Raw genomic sequence first — 14,854 nt, forward strand, 5'->3', positions numbered from 1 at the left:
CGACTCGCTGGACGGCGGCGCAGGCGCCGACCTCGGCGAGGGCGGGGCCGGGTCCGACAACTGCTCCCGGACCGAGACCGGGGTCTGCTAGCAGGCGCCCACCCCGGTCCCAGACGACCGGGGTGGGCGTCCCTGGGTATTAGGTGTTGGCGTCCCCGGAGGCGGTTCTCGCAGCCGCAGGGGGACACGACCCGGCGGGAACCGTGTACGCAATCGGCCCCGCCGCGAGGCTGCTGTCGACGTTCTGGCTGCTGATCAGGTCCACGTGGTCGGTCCGGGCACCGGCGCCGAAGGGCGCGCACCGAAGGGTGGCGAGCGGTATCGAGTAGTTGCCGGTGCCGCTACCCGTCTTGCTCACGGTCAAGGTTCCGATCTGGGCGAAGCACGTGCTGGTGGCGTGGGTCGCCCCGCAGTTCATGTACACCCGGTACGTGGACCTCGGCTGCCCCCAGTTCACCACGACGTTCAGGTTGAGCGCCGTTGAGGTGGTGGTGGACGTCAAAGTCCCGACTACGGGACCGTTCATGTCCAGCGGCCCCCCGAACGGCGCAGCTTTGGCCAACTGGGTGTCGTAGACGATCGGGACCGGCCCGTCGGCGCTGGCGCTGCCGGCCAGGGCTACGGTTGCTGCGAGGGCCACTACGGCCAGGACTCCCACCAGTTTCCTTCTCAAGATCTCCTCCTCGATCGGCTCGATCAGGCAATGTGTGCCAGCCACCCTACCGGCATCCTCAGCTCAAGGCGATTTTCCCGGCGGTCAGCAGCAGGCCCAGCACGTAGGCCACCGAGTAGTACAGCAGCAGCGGCTGCAGGCCTCTCCTGCGGAGCAGGTAGATCGCTACCCCTGCCAGAAGCACCACCACGTACAGGTCGAGCCCGATCTCCTCGAACGCGAGGTTTGCGAATATGCCGGCGGCAACGAACAAGGAGTTGAAGACGATCAGCGCCCGGTCCCTGGGACGCAACTGGCCGTCGTAGGGAAAGACGATCTGCAGGAGCATCACCGATGCGTTGACCATCACGAAGCCGGCGAAGAACAGCCAGTGGGAGAACTCGTCGTCGTGGAAGACGATCAGCCGGCACAACGCGGACCCCTCCTCCAGACAAAACCGGGTGTGGAAGTAGTTGGCCACCTCGTGGATCCCGTAGCCGGCCCCCAGCAGGTAGACACCAAGCACAAAGGTCAGCTGGAGTGACGGTTCCCACCGGGCTTCGACACCCCTGCCGGCGCCGTAGCCGGTCTCCAACTCCCGCTTCAACAAGTAGAACCCCACCAGGCTGAGGATCGGCAGGGGCAGCAGGTTGACCAGGTCGACCCACCGGAGGAATTGGTTCGAGGAGGCGTAGCCGAGCGTGAGACTGCCCAGGCGGTTGACCGAGCCCAGGACGATGACCAGCGACTGCACGGCCAGGAGCGCGTGCAGCCGGCGAAGGGTCATCTCCGACGCCGTGAGCCGCCTCCTTGTGCCGGTCATGTGAACTCTAGGCAGCCGCTTCGCCCCTGGCAACCCCGGCTCAGGAGATCGTGACCCTGGCCTTCATCCCGTAGGCGTAGTGCCCCGGCAGGTGGCAACCGAGGATCATGTTGCCCGGCTCGTCGAACGTCACCGTGGTCTCGACGGTCTCTCCGGCCGGCACCGAGACCTCGGTCGGGATCTCGCCGTGGTGCGCCTCGGTCCCCCGTTCGTGGCGGTCCTGAACCGCCCGGTCACCGAGGATGAACTCGTGGTCGATGGGGTCGTCGTTGTAGATGACAAACGTGACTTCCTCCCCCGCTTCGAGCCGGATCTCGTCCGGCTCGAAGCGGGAGTACTTGATCTCGACCGGCACCTTGTCGCCGGAGCCGGCCAGGGCCACCACGGCCCAGCCGAGCACCAGCAGGCCGGCCAGAGCAAGGGCTTTAGGCAGCACGCCGCAGGCTCCACCGGCCGGCGCCTACGCCGAGGACCGCCACGACCAGCGCAACCCCGGCGAGCAGTCCGATCGGAAGGCTGTCGTCGACCGCGGGGGGAGAGTCCACCCTCGCCAGGCCGGCGTCCACGGTGGAGGGCGCCTCGCCCTCGACGTCGACCGCCAGGTCGTAGGTGAGGTCCCCCGCCGCCGAGTCGACCCTCAGGTAGCTGAGCCACATGCCGTCCTCGGGAATCCACTCCATGCCCTTGTCGGAACGCAGGTCGGCGATCAGGCTGTCCGAGCCCTGCTCACTGCGCTCGAGAATCAGCCCGTCGGAGGGAATGATCAGCTCGGGCTCGGACTCGGTGAGCAGGAAGACATCGGCCTCCACCCGCTCGATCTCCTGCTTGCCCAGTCCGAGGATCCGCAGCGGCACCCACGGGTTGTCGGTGGGGATGCTGAGATGGATGGGGGTTCCCTCGCCGATCGCCTGGCCTCGCTCCTCGGCGGCGGCGGCGTTGAACTTGGCCGCCATGAAGATCGGGCTCCGGTCGGCGTAGAAGTCCAGGACCTCCGGGGCATCGGGCGCCAGCAGGAACCCGTTGTCCTTGGCCCAGGTGCCCACTTCGTCGCCGCCGCCCTTCAGGATCGTGATGTCCAGGGCGTCGATGGTGGTTTCGAGCAGAACCTCGGCGGAGTCGGCCCTTGCCGCGGTCGCCAGATTGCCGGCAGCAAACACCTCGCGCACCGGGGTCACCTCACGGTTGAGGCGCTGAAGGGTCCAGTCGCCGCCCCGCTCGACGGTCGTCGGCACGCCGGGAAGCGGGACGACCGAGCCGAACTCGCCCCCGCCGCCCGAGAAGGTGAACGAGGTGACGTAGTGCTCGATCCCGTCGGCGTAACCGGCCAGGGTGCTGGTGCGCAGCAGGTTGACGTTGCCGTTGGGCGAGAAGACTCCGGCGCAGGCGAACGCGGCTCCGGCGGTGGCCGTAAGAAACACCAGGACAAACGGGACGATCAACAGACGTCGCATGGGGACCTCGCTTCGGGCTCGGAAATTGATTACCGAGTCTTAGACGGGTCCCCTGCGGCCATCGGTTCCCTGCGAGGCTACTTAGCCCTGAACTTCTTTCGCCAGCTCCTCGGCCTCGGTCAGAAGGGCGTCCAGCGAGTCCAGGCCCCCGGACCAGAAGCTTGCGTCCGAGACGTCCAGGCCCACCTGCTTGGCCAGGGCCTCCGGTGAGTCGGAGCCTCCGGCGCGCAGCAAGCCGAGATACGGCTCGATCAGGGCCTCGCCCTCCTTCAGGTAGCGCTGGTAGATGGCCAGCGAGAACAGGAACCCGAAGGCGTAGGCGTAGACGTAACCCGGCGTGCGGATGAAGTGGGGGATGTAGCTCCACCAGATCTTGTAGCCGTCGCTGATCTCCACCGAGTCGCCCAGGACGTCCCGCTGCGTCTTCAGCCACATCGCCGAGATGTCCTCGGGCGCCAGTTCGCCGTGCTCCCGGCGGGCGTTGTGGATGGCGTCCTCGAAACGGTTGAAGGCGATCTGGCGGAAGACTGTGGCGACCGAGTCGTCCAGCCGGCCCACCAGCAGCGCCAGGCGCTTCTTCGGGTCCTTCTCGGCCTCCAGCAGCTTGCCGAAGGTCAGAGCCTCGCCGAACACCGATGCGGTCTCCGCCAGGGTCAGCGGCGTCTCGGCGTTGAACAGGGTCTGGTCGCCCGCCAGGTAGCCGTGCAGGCCGTGGCCCAGCTCGTGGGCCAGGGTCAGAACCGACCGGCGCTCGCCGGTGTAGCTCATCAGCACGTAAGGGTGGGCGTCGGGGATGGTGGTCATGCAGAAGGCGCCGGTCATCTTGGTGGGCATCTGCGCGGCGTGGATCCACTTTTTGTCGAAGAACTCGGTGATCACCTTGCCTGCCTCTTCAGAGAAGGAGCTGTAGGCCTCGGTGACCAGCTTCCTGGCCTCGTCCCAGGAGACGAAGGTCGGGTCGTCGCTGATCGGGGCCATCCGGTCGTAATCGGCCAGCTTGTCAATGCCGAGCAGCTTGGCCTTTAGGGCGTAGTAGCGGCGGGGGATGTCGTAACGCTTGGTGACTGCGTCGACCAGGGCGTTGACCGCATCGTCCGAGGTCTCGTTGTAGAGGTTCATCGACGACAGCCACGTGGGGTAGCCGTGCAGGCGGTCGTTGGTGGCGTGGTCCAAAAGCACCGTGTTCAGGATGAAGGTACGGGTTCGAAGGCCCGGCTCCAGGGCCTTGGTGATCGCCTCGGCTGCCTTGCGGCGAAGCTCCCGGTCCGGCTGCTGGAGCAGGGACATGGCCTGCTCCCAGATCAGCTCCTCACCGTCGACCACAGGGCGGACATCGGCGGTTAGCTCCTCGAAGAGACGCGCCCAGGCGGCTTCGCTGGTAGCGGCCTTCTCGGCGAGGATCCGCTCCTCCGGCTCGGAGAGCACGAACTGCTTGTAGCGGCGCTCCGCCTGCAGGTGGTGCCGGTACTTGGCCAGGTCGGAGTCGTTCAACAGGCGTTCGGCGCGCTCGTCGTCGATTTCCACCCACTCCAGCACAAAAAACAGGGTTTCGGACGACAAAACCGTTGACATCTCGAGCATCCGCTGGCGAAGGGCGCCCCGGGCCGGGTCGGCAGTGTCGGTGGCGTAGCGCAGCATCGCGTAGATGGAGGGCCGCATCAGGTCGGCGGTGATCTTTTCCAGGTCGGCCACGGCGTTGCGCAGGCCGACTGCGTTGAGCTGGCCGACCTTGCCGTAGTACTTGTCCCGGAAGTTGTGGGCGGCGCGCTTGGCGGCGTCGATGTCGGTCGCGAATTTCGGGTCCTCGGAGCCCTTGTAGATGTCGTCAAGGTTCCAAAAGACTTTTTCCGCGCCGGTGGTCTTGGTTGCTGTGCTCATTGGACGACCCTTCAGAATTTGGAGATTGAGACTTCAGTCTACTAGTGCGACGTTTTGCATCGAAACGCCCGTCAAAAGCGCGATTGCCCCCTGTCCAGGGCTTATCCACAGGTTCATACTTGCCAATTGGAAGGTGACGGCCCATCCAATGAGATCGGGAGGTTGGCTATGAGTGGCGCAGAAGCGACCAAAACCGTCAAGGAATCGCGAGTCGTCCTGGCTCAACACATGGGGGTGTCGGACTCCAATCTTGCTGGTGCAGTGCACGGTGGAACCATCATGAAGCTGGTGGACACCGCGGGAGGGCTTGCTGCCATGAAGTTCAGCGGCTGCCCGGTAGTGACGGCGGCAATCGATGAGCTGAGCTTTCTCGAACCCGTGAACCTCGGGGACCTGGTGACGGTAACCGCCTCGGTCAATGGTGTCGGCGACACGTCGATGGAGGTCGGTGTCAAGGTGGAAACCGAGAACGTCCTGACCGGCGAGACCCGACATACGTCGACCGCATACCTGCTGTACGTCGCCCTGGACGCTGAGACCAAGCAGCCCGTCCGGGTTCCTCGACTGGATTGCGAGACGGCCGAGGAGCGGCGACGGCAACGCCAGGCCAAAGCCAGGCGCAAAGCCCGAACGGCCCGCCGGGAGGCGACACTTGCCGCCCGTGCCGACGCGGACCAGGCAGCCCGGCGAAGGCAGGAAGCCGCCGAGGCGCGGCGCCAGGCGCGACTGGCCGGAAAGAAGGAAGAAACGCCATCCGCCCCTTCCGAGGAGCCGGTGGCCTCTGCAGCGACCGATTCGGGTGGCGAAGTGAGGAAGTGGCGCCGCCGGGAATCGGAACCCGAGCCGGCCCTTGTCGGCGCAACCATGTCGTCCTCCGAGCAGGCGGCCGACCTGAGCAAATGGAGAAGGCACACCCGCTAGTCAGTCAACCACGCCCGGTGAAGCACAGGCTTTCCGGCGTAGCAGCTTCAGTCCAAGTTCGAGTAAGTCGGCAAGAACGAGGAGGTTCGGATGATGCAGGACGTAGTTACTGATTTGACCCACTGGCCGCCGAGGTCGGCGACACCACCCCCGGCTGCCCCGGCTCCCGCCAAGGCGAGCGCGCCGGCCGAGCCGGAGTCCCAAGAACCGTCATCCGGCCTTCGATGGAGAAGCAAGGGTCGCTGAACAAGCCCAGACCAAAGGCCCCCGACCCGGGGGCCTCTTGGTGTCGTAGTGCCTAGTCAGCCAACCTTTGACCTGGCTTAAGCCTCAGACACGGTCAGCACGAGCTTGCCCGTGTGGCCCCCCGCCTGCAGGGCGCGGTGGGCGTCGGCGGCGTTCTCCAGCGGAAACGTCTCGTGCACGTTGATCCGCAGCGCTCCTGAGTCGACATGGGCGGCCAGGTCGGCCAGCTGCGCCCCGTAGGGGCGGACGAAGACGTACCGGCTCTTGATCCCCCGGCTTTCCCCGTCGTCGCCCAGGTCGGGCGGAAGCAGGATCGACCCCACCCTGGCGCCGTCCTTCATCACCGGCAGCGACGCGCGAACCACCTCGGGGCCGCCGGCGAGGTCCAGCACTGCGTCGACACCGTCAGGCGCGACCGCCTGGACCTGGCGGACGACGTCTCCGTGCCGGTCGATGGGAACCGCCCCGAGCGACTCGAGGTAGCCGGCCTTGTCGGGTCCGGCCGTGGCGAGGACGGTGACCCCCATATCGGCGAGAAGCTGCACGGCGTAGGAACCGACGCCGCCTGATCCCCCGTGGATCAGGGCGGTTTCGCCCGAAACGACCTCCAGCGCGGAGATCGTCTGCATGGCGGTCAACGACGCCAGCGGGAGCGCTGCCGCGTGGACGAGGTCGACCGACTCCGGCGCCGGCGAAACCGACTCCTCCACCACGCCGACGTACTCGGCGTAGGTGCCGTGCTCGACGCAGAACTTCCTGGCGTAGGCGCACACCCGGTCCCCCGGCTTGAAGGCCGTGACGGCGGGCCCGACCGCCTCGACCACGCCCGACACGTCCCAGCCCAGGATGATCGGGAAGTGGTGGGGGTAACGGCCGGTCATCCGGCCCTCACGGATCTTGAAGTCGGCAGGGTTCAAGCCGGCTGCGGCCGTCCGTATCAGGACGATGTCCGGCCCCACCAGCGGCTCCGGGAGATCCATTACCGATATGACCTCTGGTCCTCCGAACTCCGTTATAGCGGCGGCTCTCATTTTCCAAGTCCCTTCCCGTTTTTGCGCGTGGCTCGGAGCATATTTAACCGTCCGGACGGTCATTGACACCTGAGTGAGCGCTCACTCACACTTAGCACTCAATCGACCAGGCGTTCGTGAAGCACCCAAGGGGGAACGGATCCGATGTCGACAACTGAAAGCCGGCCTTTGAGCAGCGACCCATTGCCGGAACAAGAGGCTCCCAAGAGCAGGTGGCTCGTGCTGGTGGCCATGGTGTTCGGGCTGTTCATGCCGATGCTCGACAACCTGGTGGTCAACGTGGCCCTGCCGACGATGCAGCGGGAACTGGACGCCAGGGTCTCCGACCTGCAGTGGATCATCGACGCCTACACGCTCACGTTTGCCTCGTTCATGCTCATCGGCGGCTCCCTGGGAGACCTTTTCGGCCGAAAGAGGTTCTTCATGGGCGGCCTGGTGGTCTTCACCCTCGGCTCGCTGGCGTGCGGCCTCTCGGGCTCGACCGAACAGCTCATCGCATTCCGGGCGGTCCAGGGCCTGGGAGCGGCCCTGCTTCTTCCAGGGTCCCTGTCGATCCTCACAGCCACCTTCCACGGCAGGGAGAGGGGCACGGCCATCGGCATCTGGGCGGCGATGTCCGGTCTGGCGGTGGCGGTCGGCCCACTGGTCGGCGGGTACATCGTCGAGCATTACTCCTGGGAGACGATCTTTTTCATCAACATCCCGGTCGGGGTCCTCGGCTTTCTCCTCACCGCCCTCGTGGTCCGGGAGTCGCGGGACACCACCCGGGCCCGCCGGGTCGACCTCCCCGGGCTGGTCACCGGCACCGGGGGCCTGTTCCTGCTGGTCTACGCCCTCATCGAAGGGGGCGCCGAGGGGTGGGACAGCGACCTCATCCTGGGGGCCTTCGCCGGCGCGGCGATCCTGCTGATCCTGTTCATCGTCATCGAGCTGAAGAGCAGCAACCCGATGCTCCCGCTCCACTTCTTCCGTAACCCGACATTCGCCGCATCGAACGTGGTCGCCGCTTCGGTGTTCTTCGCCCTGTTCGGAACGACGTTCTTCCTGGCCCTCTACCTGCAGAACGTCCGGGGGTTCTCGCCGCTGGAGACGGGGGTGCGACTGCTTCCGTTCACTGCGGCCATCCTTCTGATCTCGCCGGTAGCGGGGAGGCTGTCCGACAAACACGGCTCCCGCTGGCTCATGACGCTCGGCTGCCTGTACGCCGCAGGCGGAATGGCACTGTTGCTTCGTATCGAACCGAACTCGTCCTACGAGTCGATCATCCTCCCCGCCTTCATAGTGCTGGGATCGGGGATGGCGCTTACGATGGCCCCGATGACCGCTGCGGTCATGGGTTCGGTCGACCCCCGTCATGCAGGGGTGGCGTCGGCGGCAACCAACACCACCCGGGAGCTGGGAGGGGTGCTCGGCATCGCCCTGCTGGGGGCGCTGGTCACCACCTCGTTCAGGGACCGCCTGCTCGAGAACCTGAGCTCAGCCGGTATCGGCAATACCGCGGCGCAGTCGATTGCCGACCGGGCATCCGGTAACGCAGCGGCCGGCGGCGGGACGGTGGAGGCGTTCCGGCAGCAGGTGCCCGCGGGGACCCCGGACACGGTTATCGCCCAGGTGGTCACTGCAGCCCAGGACTCTTTTGTCGACGCAATCCACTCCGGGCTGCTGGTTGCGGTCGGTTTCATGCTCCTTGCGGCGCTGGTGGCGGCGATATTCGTCCGCAGTCACGTCAGACACGGATATGTCGAAGAATCAGCTTTAGACGATTACGAGGAGGACGAGGTGCGCAAGGCAAAAAGAAGGGCCCCGGCGGTTGCGGGACAGCCGCAGATCGATCCGCGTACCGAGCAGGTTCTGAGGGAGGCGTTCGAACCTGCGCCGCCCTCGGACCCGGAGCCGATGCCCACCACCGAGTGGGCGCCCGACGAGCCCCCGAAGCCGGGCCGGTTAGAGCGCAGCGAGAGGCGCCGGTCGGCGGGGGTCAGCCCGGTTCGTTCAGAGGACACCCACTACCACCAGGAGTTCCCCGAGGCGTCACCTGCCGGCCAGGCGACTGAAGCAGATGCGGACGACGACGAACCTGCGACCTGGGCGACCTCCGGCGCCGACCCCTACAACCACCTGAGGATGCTCATGGTCGACCTGCCCATCAAGGCCGGAACCGGCGACGTGGAGCAGAACCTCCAGGAGGTGGCGCTCGCCACCCTGAACTACTACCAGTACGGCCTCTCCCAGCCCGGCGGGGACGCGCTTCCGGTTGGGGTGACCAACGGCGCCCAGTCGTCGACCCAGGAGGACATTGCGATCATGGCCGGCTACCTGGACCTCGAAAAGCGGTTCGGACGGGTGGACAACTCGTTGAAGACCGAGAGCGCCGCTTCCCACCTGATGGCGGCGCTGGCGAGCAGGGCCCTGCAGCTGGGGGCGGCCGGGGCGCGGAGCAATGGAGCGTTCGTCAGGGAGGCCGTCGCCGCGTGCCTTCAGGGCCTCCGGCTCCCATCCGCCGGGGCAACCAAACCATCGGGCGACGCAGACCCCGATCGTCTCGTCTACCGTCGAGGGACCCGGAGGACGCCGGGCTCGGACAGATGAGGCAGGCCGGGGTCCGGAGCGACATCCTCCTCGCCGCCGAGCGGCTGATCCTCGGCAGCGGTATCCAGGCGGCCACCACCCGGGCGATCGCCAAGGCGGCCGGCTGCGCCGAGGGCAGCATCTACCGCCACTTCCCGGGTAAGAACGCTCTGGTGCTTGAGGTCGTGGGCTCCTGTTTCTCCGAGTTCGCCGAGGCCCTGGACGACCTCTCCCGGCGAGCCGGCCAGGGCTCGGTGCTGCACAACCTCAGGGGGGTGGCGATTCGGGCACTGGGTTTCTACCGGGCGGTGCTGCCGGTGACCTCGGGCGTCCTGTCCGACCCGGTGCTACTCAAGGAGCACCGGACCTCGTTCAAGCCCGGAGACGCGGGGCCGGCGAAGGCCCTGGCCGACGTGTCGGACTACCTGCAACGCGAGCAGTCCCTCGGCCGGGTCGCCTCCGGAGTTGCAGCGGTCGACTGCGCCCGCATGCTCCTCGGAACCCTCTTCGCCCAGGCTTTTATGGAGGAGCTGACCGGCGAGCGGCGGGAGGACGGGGCCGTGGTGGAGGGCGTGCTGGCAACCTTGTGGGCGGCCCTCCGGCCGGTGGACGAGATGATCGCGACCTCGGCTTAGGAGCTTCTTTGCCAGGATTAACCCCTTGTTCATCAAATCTTCAGGCTGGCCCGGTACTTATGAATGCATGAATACAAAGCCGCTAAAGGCAACTCCCGTAATTGGTCTTCCCCGGCGCACCCGCACTGCGGTCGCCGGTCGCACCTGCACCCACGAGGATTGCAACACGATCCTCTCGGTCTACAACAAGTCGCAGTTCTGCTACACCCACACCAGATTGCGGCGCCCTCGAACGGCCCGCTAACCGAGCTGAGAGGCAGCGAACCGCCGGTTTGACGACGGTTCGCTGCCGGCACCATTTAGATTGAGCGGCGTGCACGGACACGGCCACGCCCACAGCCACAGCGGACACCGGGATGAGGTTCCCGCCCGAACCAGGCGCCTCCTCACCCTGGTCACCGTCCCGCTGGTGCTGCTGACCCTCCTCGGATTCGTCCTCCTCCGGCCGACCGAGCGGCTGGACCTCTCCTCCGCCGTCGAGCTTCCCACCGACCTCTACAACGGCACGGTCACTGCCATCAACCCGGTCGTTTGCCCCGGCCTGGAAAACGAGCCCCCCAACTGCCGGGAAGCCGAGGTCCGCCTTACCGAAGGCGCCAACGAGGGCGACACCGTCACCTTCGACATCGGCGACCCCAACGCCGTCCGGGTGGTCGAGGAGGGGAGCAAGATCGTCGTCGCCCGAACCGAGATCGAGGACGGCACGTTCGTCTACGACTTCTCCGACGTCCAGCGCGGCGTCCCGATGGCGGTTCTGGCCCTGATCTTCGCTGCGGTGGTGATTGCCCTCGGCCGGATGCGCGGGGTTGCGGCCCTGGTCGGCATCGGGGTGAGCCTGGCAATCCTGGTCCAGTTCGTGCTCCCTGCAATCCTGTCCGGACGAAACCCGCTGGCGGTGTCCGTGGTCGGCTCATCTGCAGTGATGTTCATCGCCCTCTACATGTCGCACGGCGTTAACGTGCGCACCACTTCGGCAATGCTCGGCACCTTGGCCAGTCTGGCGATTACCGCTCTCCTGGCATTGATCTTCGTGGAGTTGACCCAGCTGACCGGATTCGCCTCGGAGGAGGCAACCTACATCCAGGTCGCCAGCTCGAACATCAACCTGCAGGGCATCCTGCTGGGCGGCATCATCATCGGCTCGCTGGGGGTCCTCGACGACGTCACCGTCACGCAGGCGTCCGCGGTCTGGGAGCTCCACCTCGCCAACCCGGCGACGGGCGCCGCCGAGCTGTACCGGTCGGCGATCCGGATCGGCCGCGACCACATCGCCTCCACGGTCAACACGCTGGTCCTTTGTTATGCCGGCGCCGCCCTCCCCCTGCTGATCCTGTTCACCCTGGCCGAAGCCCGCCTCGGCGACGTCCTCACCGGCGAGCTGGTGGCCGAAGAGGTGGTCCGCACACTGGTGGGGAGCATAGGTTTGGTGGCTTCGGTTCCGATCACCACGGCGCTTGCCGTCCTGGTGGTCGGGGGGTCCCGCAGAGCGGCGACGGCCGAAGAGGTCGCAGCTTTCGAGTAGTAAAAACACCACATGTTGTGGACGCGCATTCCTGCCCCACAAGATGACTAAAATTGCTCCAACTTAACTCTGTTTAACACCGCTGATCGCGCTGCGCGCGGTGCTTAAATTAAAAAATGCCCACCCCCAAGCGGTCTTTCTTCGTCGTCTCATTGGCGCTGTGGCTCTCTTTGGTCGTATCGGCGACGCCCGCGATCGCCGGGCCGTTCCCGCCCCAGATGCCGACTCCGGAGGAGGCGGCCCGGCTCCAGGCCCAGGTCGCTGCAACGTCAGGCAAGCTGGCGGCTGCGCAGAAGGAGCTCGACCGGCTGGTGGCCGCCTACGAAGCCGGACAGACCGCAATGGAGAACCTCGGCACTGAGATCACCGCCGCCGAGGCCCGGCACGCCGCGCTCGAAGGGCAGCTGGTCTCGGTCCAGGGTTCGATCAACCAGCGGGCCTCCTCGAACTACCGGTCCGGCCCGACCCAGCTGGTGAACGTGCTTCTGGGCGCCCGCACCTTCCGGCAGCTGACCACCGCGATGGACCTGTTCGAGGAGGTCTCGGCCAACGACACCCAGACCCTCAACAACGTCCGGCAGCTCAAGGAGGAGACCGCCCGGCTCAAGACCGAGCTCGACGCCAAGAAGATCGAGCAGCAGCGGGCGATCGAGGGCATGAAAAAGCGCCAGCGTGACATGCAGGGCTCCCTCGCCGGCCTCGCCAAGCAGTACGAGGCGGTCAAGACCCAACTCGACAGCACTAAGGCCGGCTTCGCCTTCCCGGTCAAGGCCCCCTACTCGTTCGTCGACACGTTCCTGGCGCCCCGAGCCGGCTACCGCAAACACGAGGGCGTGGACATCTTCGCCATGTCGGGTACCCCTGTCCTGTCGGTGGTCAACGGAGTCATCGAGCAGAAGGGCGTGAACCCCCTGGGCGGCAACAAGCTCTGGGTCCGCTCCCCCGGCGACAACTGGAGCTACTACTACGCCCACCTGGCCGGCTACGCCCCCGGCATCGCCAACGGCACCAGGGTGAAGAAGGGGCAGGTCATCGGGTACGTCGGCAACACCGGCAACGCCAAGACCACCCCCGCCCACCTGCATTTCGAAACGCACGTCCCATCCGGGGCGGCCGCCAACCCGTATCCGATTCTGAAGAGGGTGAACCTGATCAAATGACAATCCTTGCGACCAAACTTCCGAGCATCGACGCCGAGCAGTTCAATCTTCCCGGCCTCCAGGAGTTCACCACTACCGACGCCTGGGTGTTCAACCCGTACTTCGAGCCGCCGGCCGATGTCACCGCAAGGCCGGGCCCCGGCCAGCTTCACTTCGGGGCGAACCAGGAGCAGTTGACGGAATCCCCGGCCGAGGCCTGCCAGCTGCCCCTGCTGCCCGACCCTCCGGTTTGGGAGGCCGAGCCGCCCAGGGCTCCGGCCCGCCCCCGTAAGGGACGGCTCGCGAAAAAACGCTCGAATCTGGGGCTCAGCCCGGGTCAGATGTCACTTTTTTAAGAGGGAAATTACAAACGTGTCACCCCGGGGTTCTAAGATAACGGGGTGAGTCCAGCCAACGCAGCAGCACTTCGAGACGCCGACCGGTTGAAGGAGTCCCAGGACGGGACCGCAGCCGACTCCCTGGTCCGCCTGTCGCCCTCCCGGGCCTCGGACTACAAGACCTGCCCCCAGCTTTTTAAGTACCGGGCCATCGACCGGCTGCCCGAGCCGGCCGACATCTACAGCACCCGGGGGACCATGATCCACGCGGTCCTGGAGCAGCTCTACCTGCTCGATCCCTCGGAGCGGACCATCGAGCGGGCGCGGGCGCTGATGGCCGAGGTGTGGGCCAACCTGAAGTCGGACCCGGAGTACTCCTCTCTGGAGCTGGAGCCGGCCGAGGAGGCAGCCTGGCTGGAGCAGGCGGACGGCCTGCTGGTGAACTTCTTCCGGGTCGAGGACCCCACCACCATCTCGCCGCACGAGCTCGAGTGGTGGGTGGAGCACCAGACCGATCTGACCCTGCTGAGAGGAATCATCGACCGGGTGGAGGTCATGCCGGACGGCGAGTGGGTGTTGAGCGACTACAAAACCGGCCGTTCCCCGTCCGAGACCTACGCCCTCGGTTCGTTCTTCGGCCTCAAGTTCTACGCCCTGGTGTGCTGGCGGACCTTCGGCAAGATGCCCAAGCTCCTGCGGCTAATGCACCTGAAGGAGCCGGAGATCATCACCCTGGTCCCAACGGCCCAGATGCTCAAGGGCCTGGAGAGGCAGCTGGACGCCCTGGCTCACGCCATTGTGAGGGCCAAGGAAAAGGACGACTGGCGGCCGCGGATGAGCCACATGTGCAACTACTGCCCACACAGGGCCATCTGCCCGGCCTACGAGTCCGAGAGGGCTGCAGAGTGCGTTTCACCTGTGGCGGCCGCTGCCCCGGTCCTGGTGCCTCTGAGCGGCCCCATCGCCCTGACCTCTCAAGCGGGATAACTCCAGAACCTACTGCCCTCGCCCACGAAGGGGTTGTTGACCCGCTCCCGGTCCAGCGATGTCGCCGGGCCGTGGCCCGGGTACACCGGCATCTCACCCAGCGGGAACAGACGCTGCCGGATCGACGCAAAGAGGGCGTCCTGGTCGCCGCCCGGCAGGTCGGAGCGGCCTACCGACATCGCAAACAGGGTGTCGCCTGAGAACAACATCCGGTCGTCGGCCGAGCCGGTCAGCAGGCAGATGCTCCCCTCGGAGTGCCCGGGTGTGTGGATCACCTGCAGCGCGTGCTCCCCCAACTTCAACTCGTCGCCGTCCGACAGCTTCGTGTCGACCTCCGGCGGGGGCGACGGGTCCTGGACGCCCAGGAACATCTCAAGGCTTGCCGGGAGCCACTTCAGAAGCTCCACGTCGTCCAGGTGCAGGTAAAACGGCGCCCCGGTGGCCGCCCGGAGAGCTTCGGCGGCCAGGACGTGGTCGAAGTGGGCGTGGGTGGCGACGATCGCAACCACCGTCAGGTCGTGGCGGGCAATCGCCTGGAGGATGCGGCCCCCGTCGTCCCCTGGGTCAAGGACCATCGCCTGCCGGGTAACCGGGTCGCCGACCAGGTAGCAGTTGCAACTTAGGTCGCCCAGGACCATATGCTCGAAGATCTTCAGTGCCATA

14 protein-coding genes are annotated in these 14,854 nt (G+C 66.2%); 7 read left to right on the forward strand and 7 right to left on the reverse strand.

Annotation, left to right across the window (positions count from 1 at the left end):
- Nucleotides 1-139: 139 nt before the first annotated feature.
- The 5 genes from VFV09_12870 to VFV09_12890 form a co-directional block, all read right to left on the reverse strand.
- Nucleotides 140-718, reverse strand: a complete 579-nt coding sequence (locus VFV09_12870; protein ID HEU4868604.1) for a hypothetical protein — start codon at nucleotides 716-718, stop codon at nucleotides 140-142.
- 13 nt (nucleotides 719-731) lie between these two features.
- The gene (locus tag VFV09_12875; GenBank protein ID HEU4868605.1) at nucleotides 732-1,475 is read right to left on the reverse strand and encodes a hypothetical protein; all 744 of its coding nucleotides are present in this window, start codon (nucleotides 1,473-1,475) and stop codon (nucleotides 732-734) included.
- A gap of 40 nt (nucleotides 1,476-1,515) precedes the next feature.
- Nucleotides 1,516-1,911, reverse strand: coding sequence for a plastocyanin/azurin family copper-binding protein (locus VFV09_12880; GenBank protein ID HEU4868606.1), 396 nt, complete (start codon nucleotides 1,909-1,911; stop codon nucleotides 1,516-1,518).
- Nucleotides 1,901-2,926 (reverse strand): DUF2330 domain-containing protein, encoded by a 1,026-nt coding sequence (locus VFV09_12885; protein HEU4868607.1) that lies wholly within the window; start codon nucleotides 2,924-2,926, stop codon nucleotides 1,901-1,903. Before VFV09_12885 ends, VFV09_12880 begins: the two co-directional genes overlap by 11 nt.
- 81 nt (nucleotides 2,927-3,007) lie before the next feature.
- Nucleotides 3,008-4,804 (reverse strand): M3 family oligoendopeptidase, encoded by a 1,797-nt coding sequence (locus tag VFV09_12890; GenBank protein HEU4868608.1) that lies wholly within the window; start codon nucleotides 4,802-4,804, stop codon nucleotides 3,008-3,010.
- Nucleotides 4,805-4,972: 168 nt separating this feature from the next.
- Here VFV09_12890 and VFV09_12895 point away from each other — a divergent pair, with 168 nt between their 5' ends.
- Nucleotides 4,973-5,725, forward strand: a complete 753-nt coding sequence (locus VFV09_12895; protein ID HEU4868609.1) for an acyl-CoA thioesterase — start codon at nucleotides 4,973-4,975, stop codon at nucleotides 5,723-5,725.
- A gap of 323 nt (nucleotides 5,726-6,048) precedes the next feature.
- Here the strand turns inward: VFV09_12895 and VFV09_12900 are convergent, their stop codons facing one another.
- A complete protein-coding gene (locus VFV09_12900; protein ID HEU4868610.1) occupies nucleotides 6,049-6,951 on the reverse strand; it encodes an NADP-dependent oxidoreductase in 903 nt (300 codons plus the stop codon).
- A gap of 234 nt (nucleotides 6,952-7,185) precedes the next feature.
- On the opposite strand from VFV09_12900, the gene VFV09_12905 reads away from it, so the two are divergent.
- The 6 genes from VFV09_12905 to VFV09_12930 all read left to right on the forward strand — a co-directional run bounded on the left by VFV09_12905 (nucleotide 7,186) and on the right by VFV09_12930 (nucleotide 14,191).
- The gene (locus VFV09_12905) at nucleotides 7,186-9,591 is read left to right on the forward strand and encodes a DHA2 family efflux MFS transporter permease subunit (GenBank protein ID HEU4868611.1); all 2,406 of its coding nucleotides are present in this window, start codon (nucleotides 7,186-7,188) and stop codon (nucleotides 9,589-9,591) included.
- Nucleotides 9,588-10,205: a TetR/AcrR family transcriptional regulator gene (locus tag VFV09_12910; protein ID HEU4868612.1), complete on the forward strand. Its 618-nt coding sequence runs from the start codon at nucleotides 9,588-9,590 to the stop codon at nucleotides 10,203-10,205. Before VFV09_12905 ends, VFV09_12910 begins: the two co-directional genes overlap by 4 nt.
- A gap of 313 nt (nucleotides 10,206-10,518) precedes the next feature.
- Nucleotides 10,519-11,727, forward strand: a complete 1,209-nt coding sequence (locus tag VFV09_12915) for a YibE/F family protein (protein HEU4868613.1) — start codon at nucleotides 10,519-10,521, stop codon at nucleotides 11,725-11,727.
- A gap of 116 nt (nucleotides 11,728-11,843) precedes the next feature.
- Nucleotides 11,844-12,887 carry a peptidoglycan DD-metalloendopeptidase family protein gene (locus tag VFV09_12920; protein ID HEU4868614.1) on the forward strand — a complete coding sequence of 348 codons (1,044 nt, stop codon included), beginning with the start codon at nucleotides 11,844-11,846 and terminating at the stop codon, nucleotides 12,885-12,887.
- Nucleotides 12,884-13,222 (forward strand): hypothetical protein, encoded by a 339-nt coding sequence (locus VFV09_12925; GenBank protein HEU4868615.1) that lies wholly within the window; start codon nucleotides 12,884-12,886, stop codon nucleotides 13,220-13,222. Before VFV09_12920 ends, VFV09_12925 begins: the two co-directional genes overlap by 4 nt.
- A gap of 45 nt (nucleotides 13,223-13,267) precedes the next feature.
- Nucleotides 13,268-14,191, forward strand: coding sequence for a PD-(D/E)XK nuclease family protein (locus VFV09_12930; GenBank protein ID HEU4868616.1), 924 nt, complete (start codon nucleotides 13,268-13,270; stop codon nucleotides 14,189-14,191).
- On the opposite strand, the gene VFV09_12935 is transcribed toward VFV09_12930, so the two are convergent.
- Complete coding sequence (locus tag VFV09_12935; GenBank protein ID HEU4868617.1) at nucleotides 14,179-14,853, reverse strand: MBL fold metallo-hydrolase; 675 nt, start codon at nucleotides 14,851-14,853, stop codon at nucleotides 14,179-14,181. The genes VFV09_12930 and VFV09_12935 overlap by 13 nt on opposite strands.
- Nucleotide 14,854 lies beyond the last annotated feature (1 nt).

The organism is Actinomycetota bacterium (assembly GCA_035759705.1).
Taxonomy (GTDB): Bacteria; Actinomycetota; CADDZG01; order JAHWKV01; family JAHWKV01; genus JAJCYE01.

What these genes read in the sequence shown, in the direction of transcription:
- VFV09_12875 (HEU4868605.1), bottom strand. Translation starts at nt 1,475, where the DNA reads ATGACCGGCACAAGGAGGCGGCTCACGGCGTCGGAGATGACCCTTCGC.
- VFV09_12885 (HEU4868607.1), bottom strand. Translation starts at nt 2,926, where the DNA reads ATGCGACGTCTGTTGATCGTCCCGTTTGTCCTGGTGTTTCTTACGGCC.
- VFV09_12890 (HEU4868608.1), bottom strand. Translation starts at nt 4,804, where the DNA reads ATGAGCACAGCAACCAAGACCACCGGCGCGGAAAAAGTCTTTTGGAAC.
- VFV09_12895 (HEU4868609.1), top strand. Translation starts at nt 4,973, where the DNA reads ATGAGTGGCGCAGAAGCGACCAAAACCGTCAAGGAATCGCGAGTCGTC.
- VFV09_12900 (HEU4868610.1), bottom strand. Translation starts at nt 6,951, where the DNA reads ATGGATCTCCCGGAGCCGCTGGTGGGGCCGGACATCGTCCTGATACGG.
- VFV09_12910 (HEU4868612.1), top strand. Translation starts at nt 9,588, where the DNA reads ATGAGGCAGGCCGGGGTCCGGAGCGACATCCTCCTCGCCGCCGAGCGG.
- VFV09_12920 (HEU4868614.1), top strand. Translation starts at nt 11,844, where the DNA reads ATGCCCACCCCCAAGCGGTCTTTCTTCGTCGTCTCATTGGCGCTGTGG.
- VFV09_12925 (HEU4868615.1), top strand. Translation starts at nt 12,884, where the DNA reads ATGACAATCCTTGCGACCAAACTTCCGAGCATCGACGCCGAGCAGTTC.
- VFV09_12935 (HEU4868617.1), bottom strand. Translation starts at nt 14,853, where the DNA reads ATGGCACTGAAGATCTTCGAGCATATGGTCCTGGGCGACCTAAGTTGC.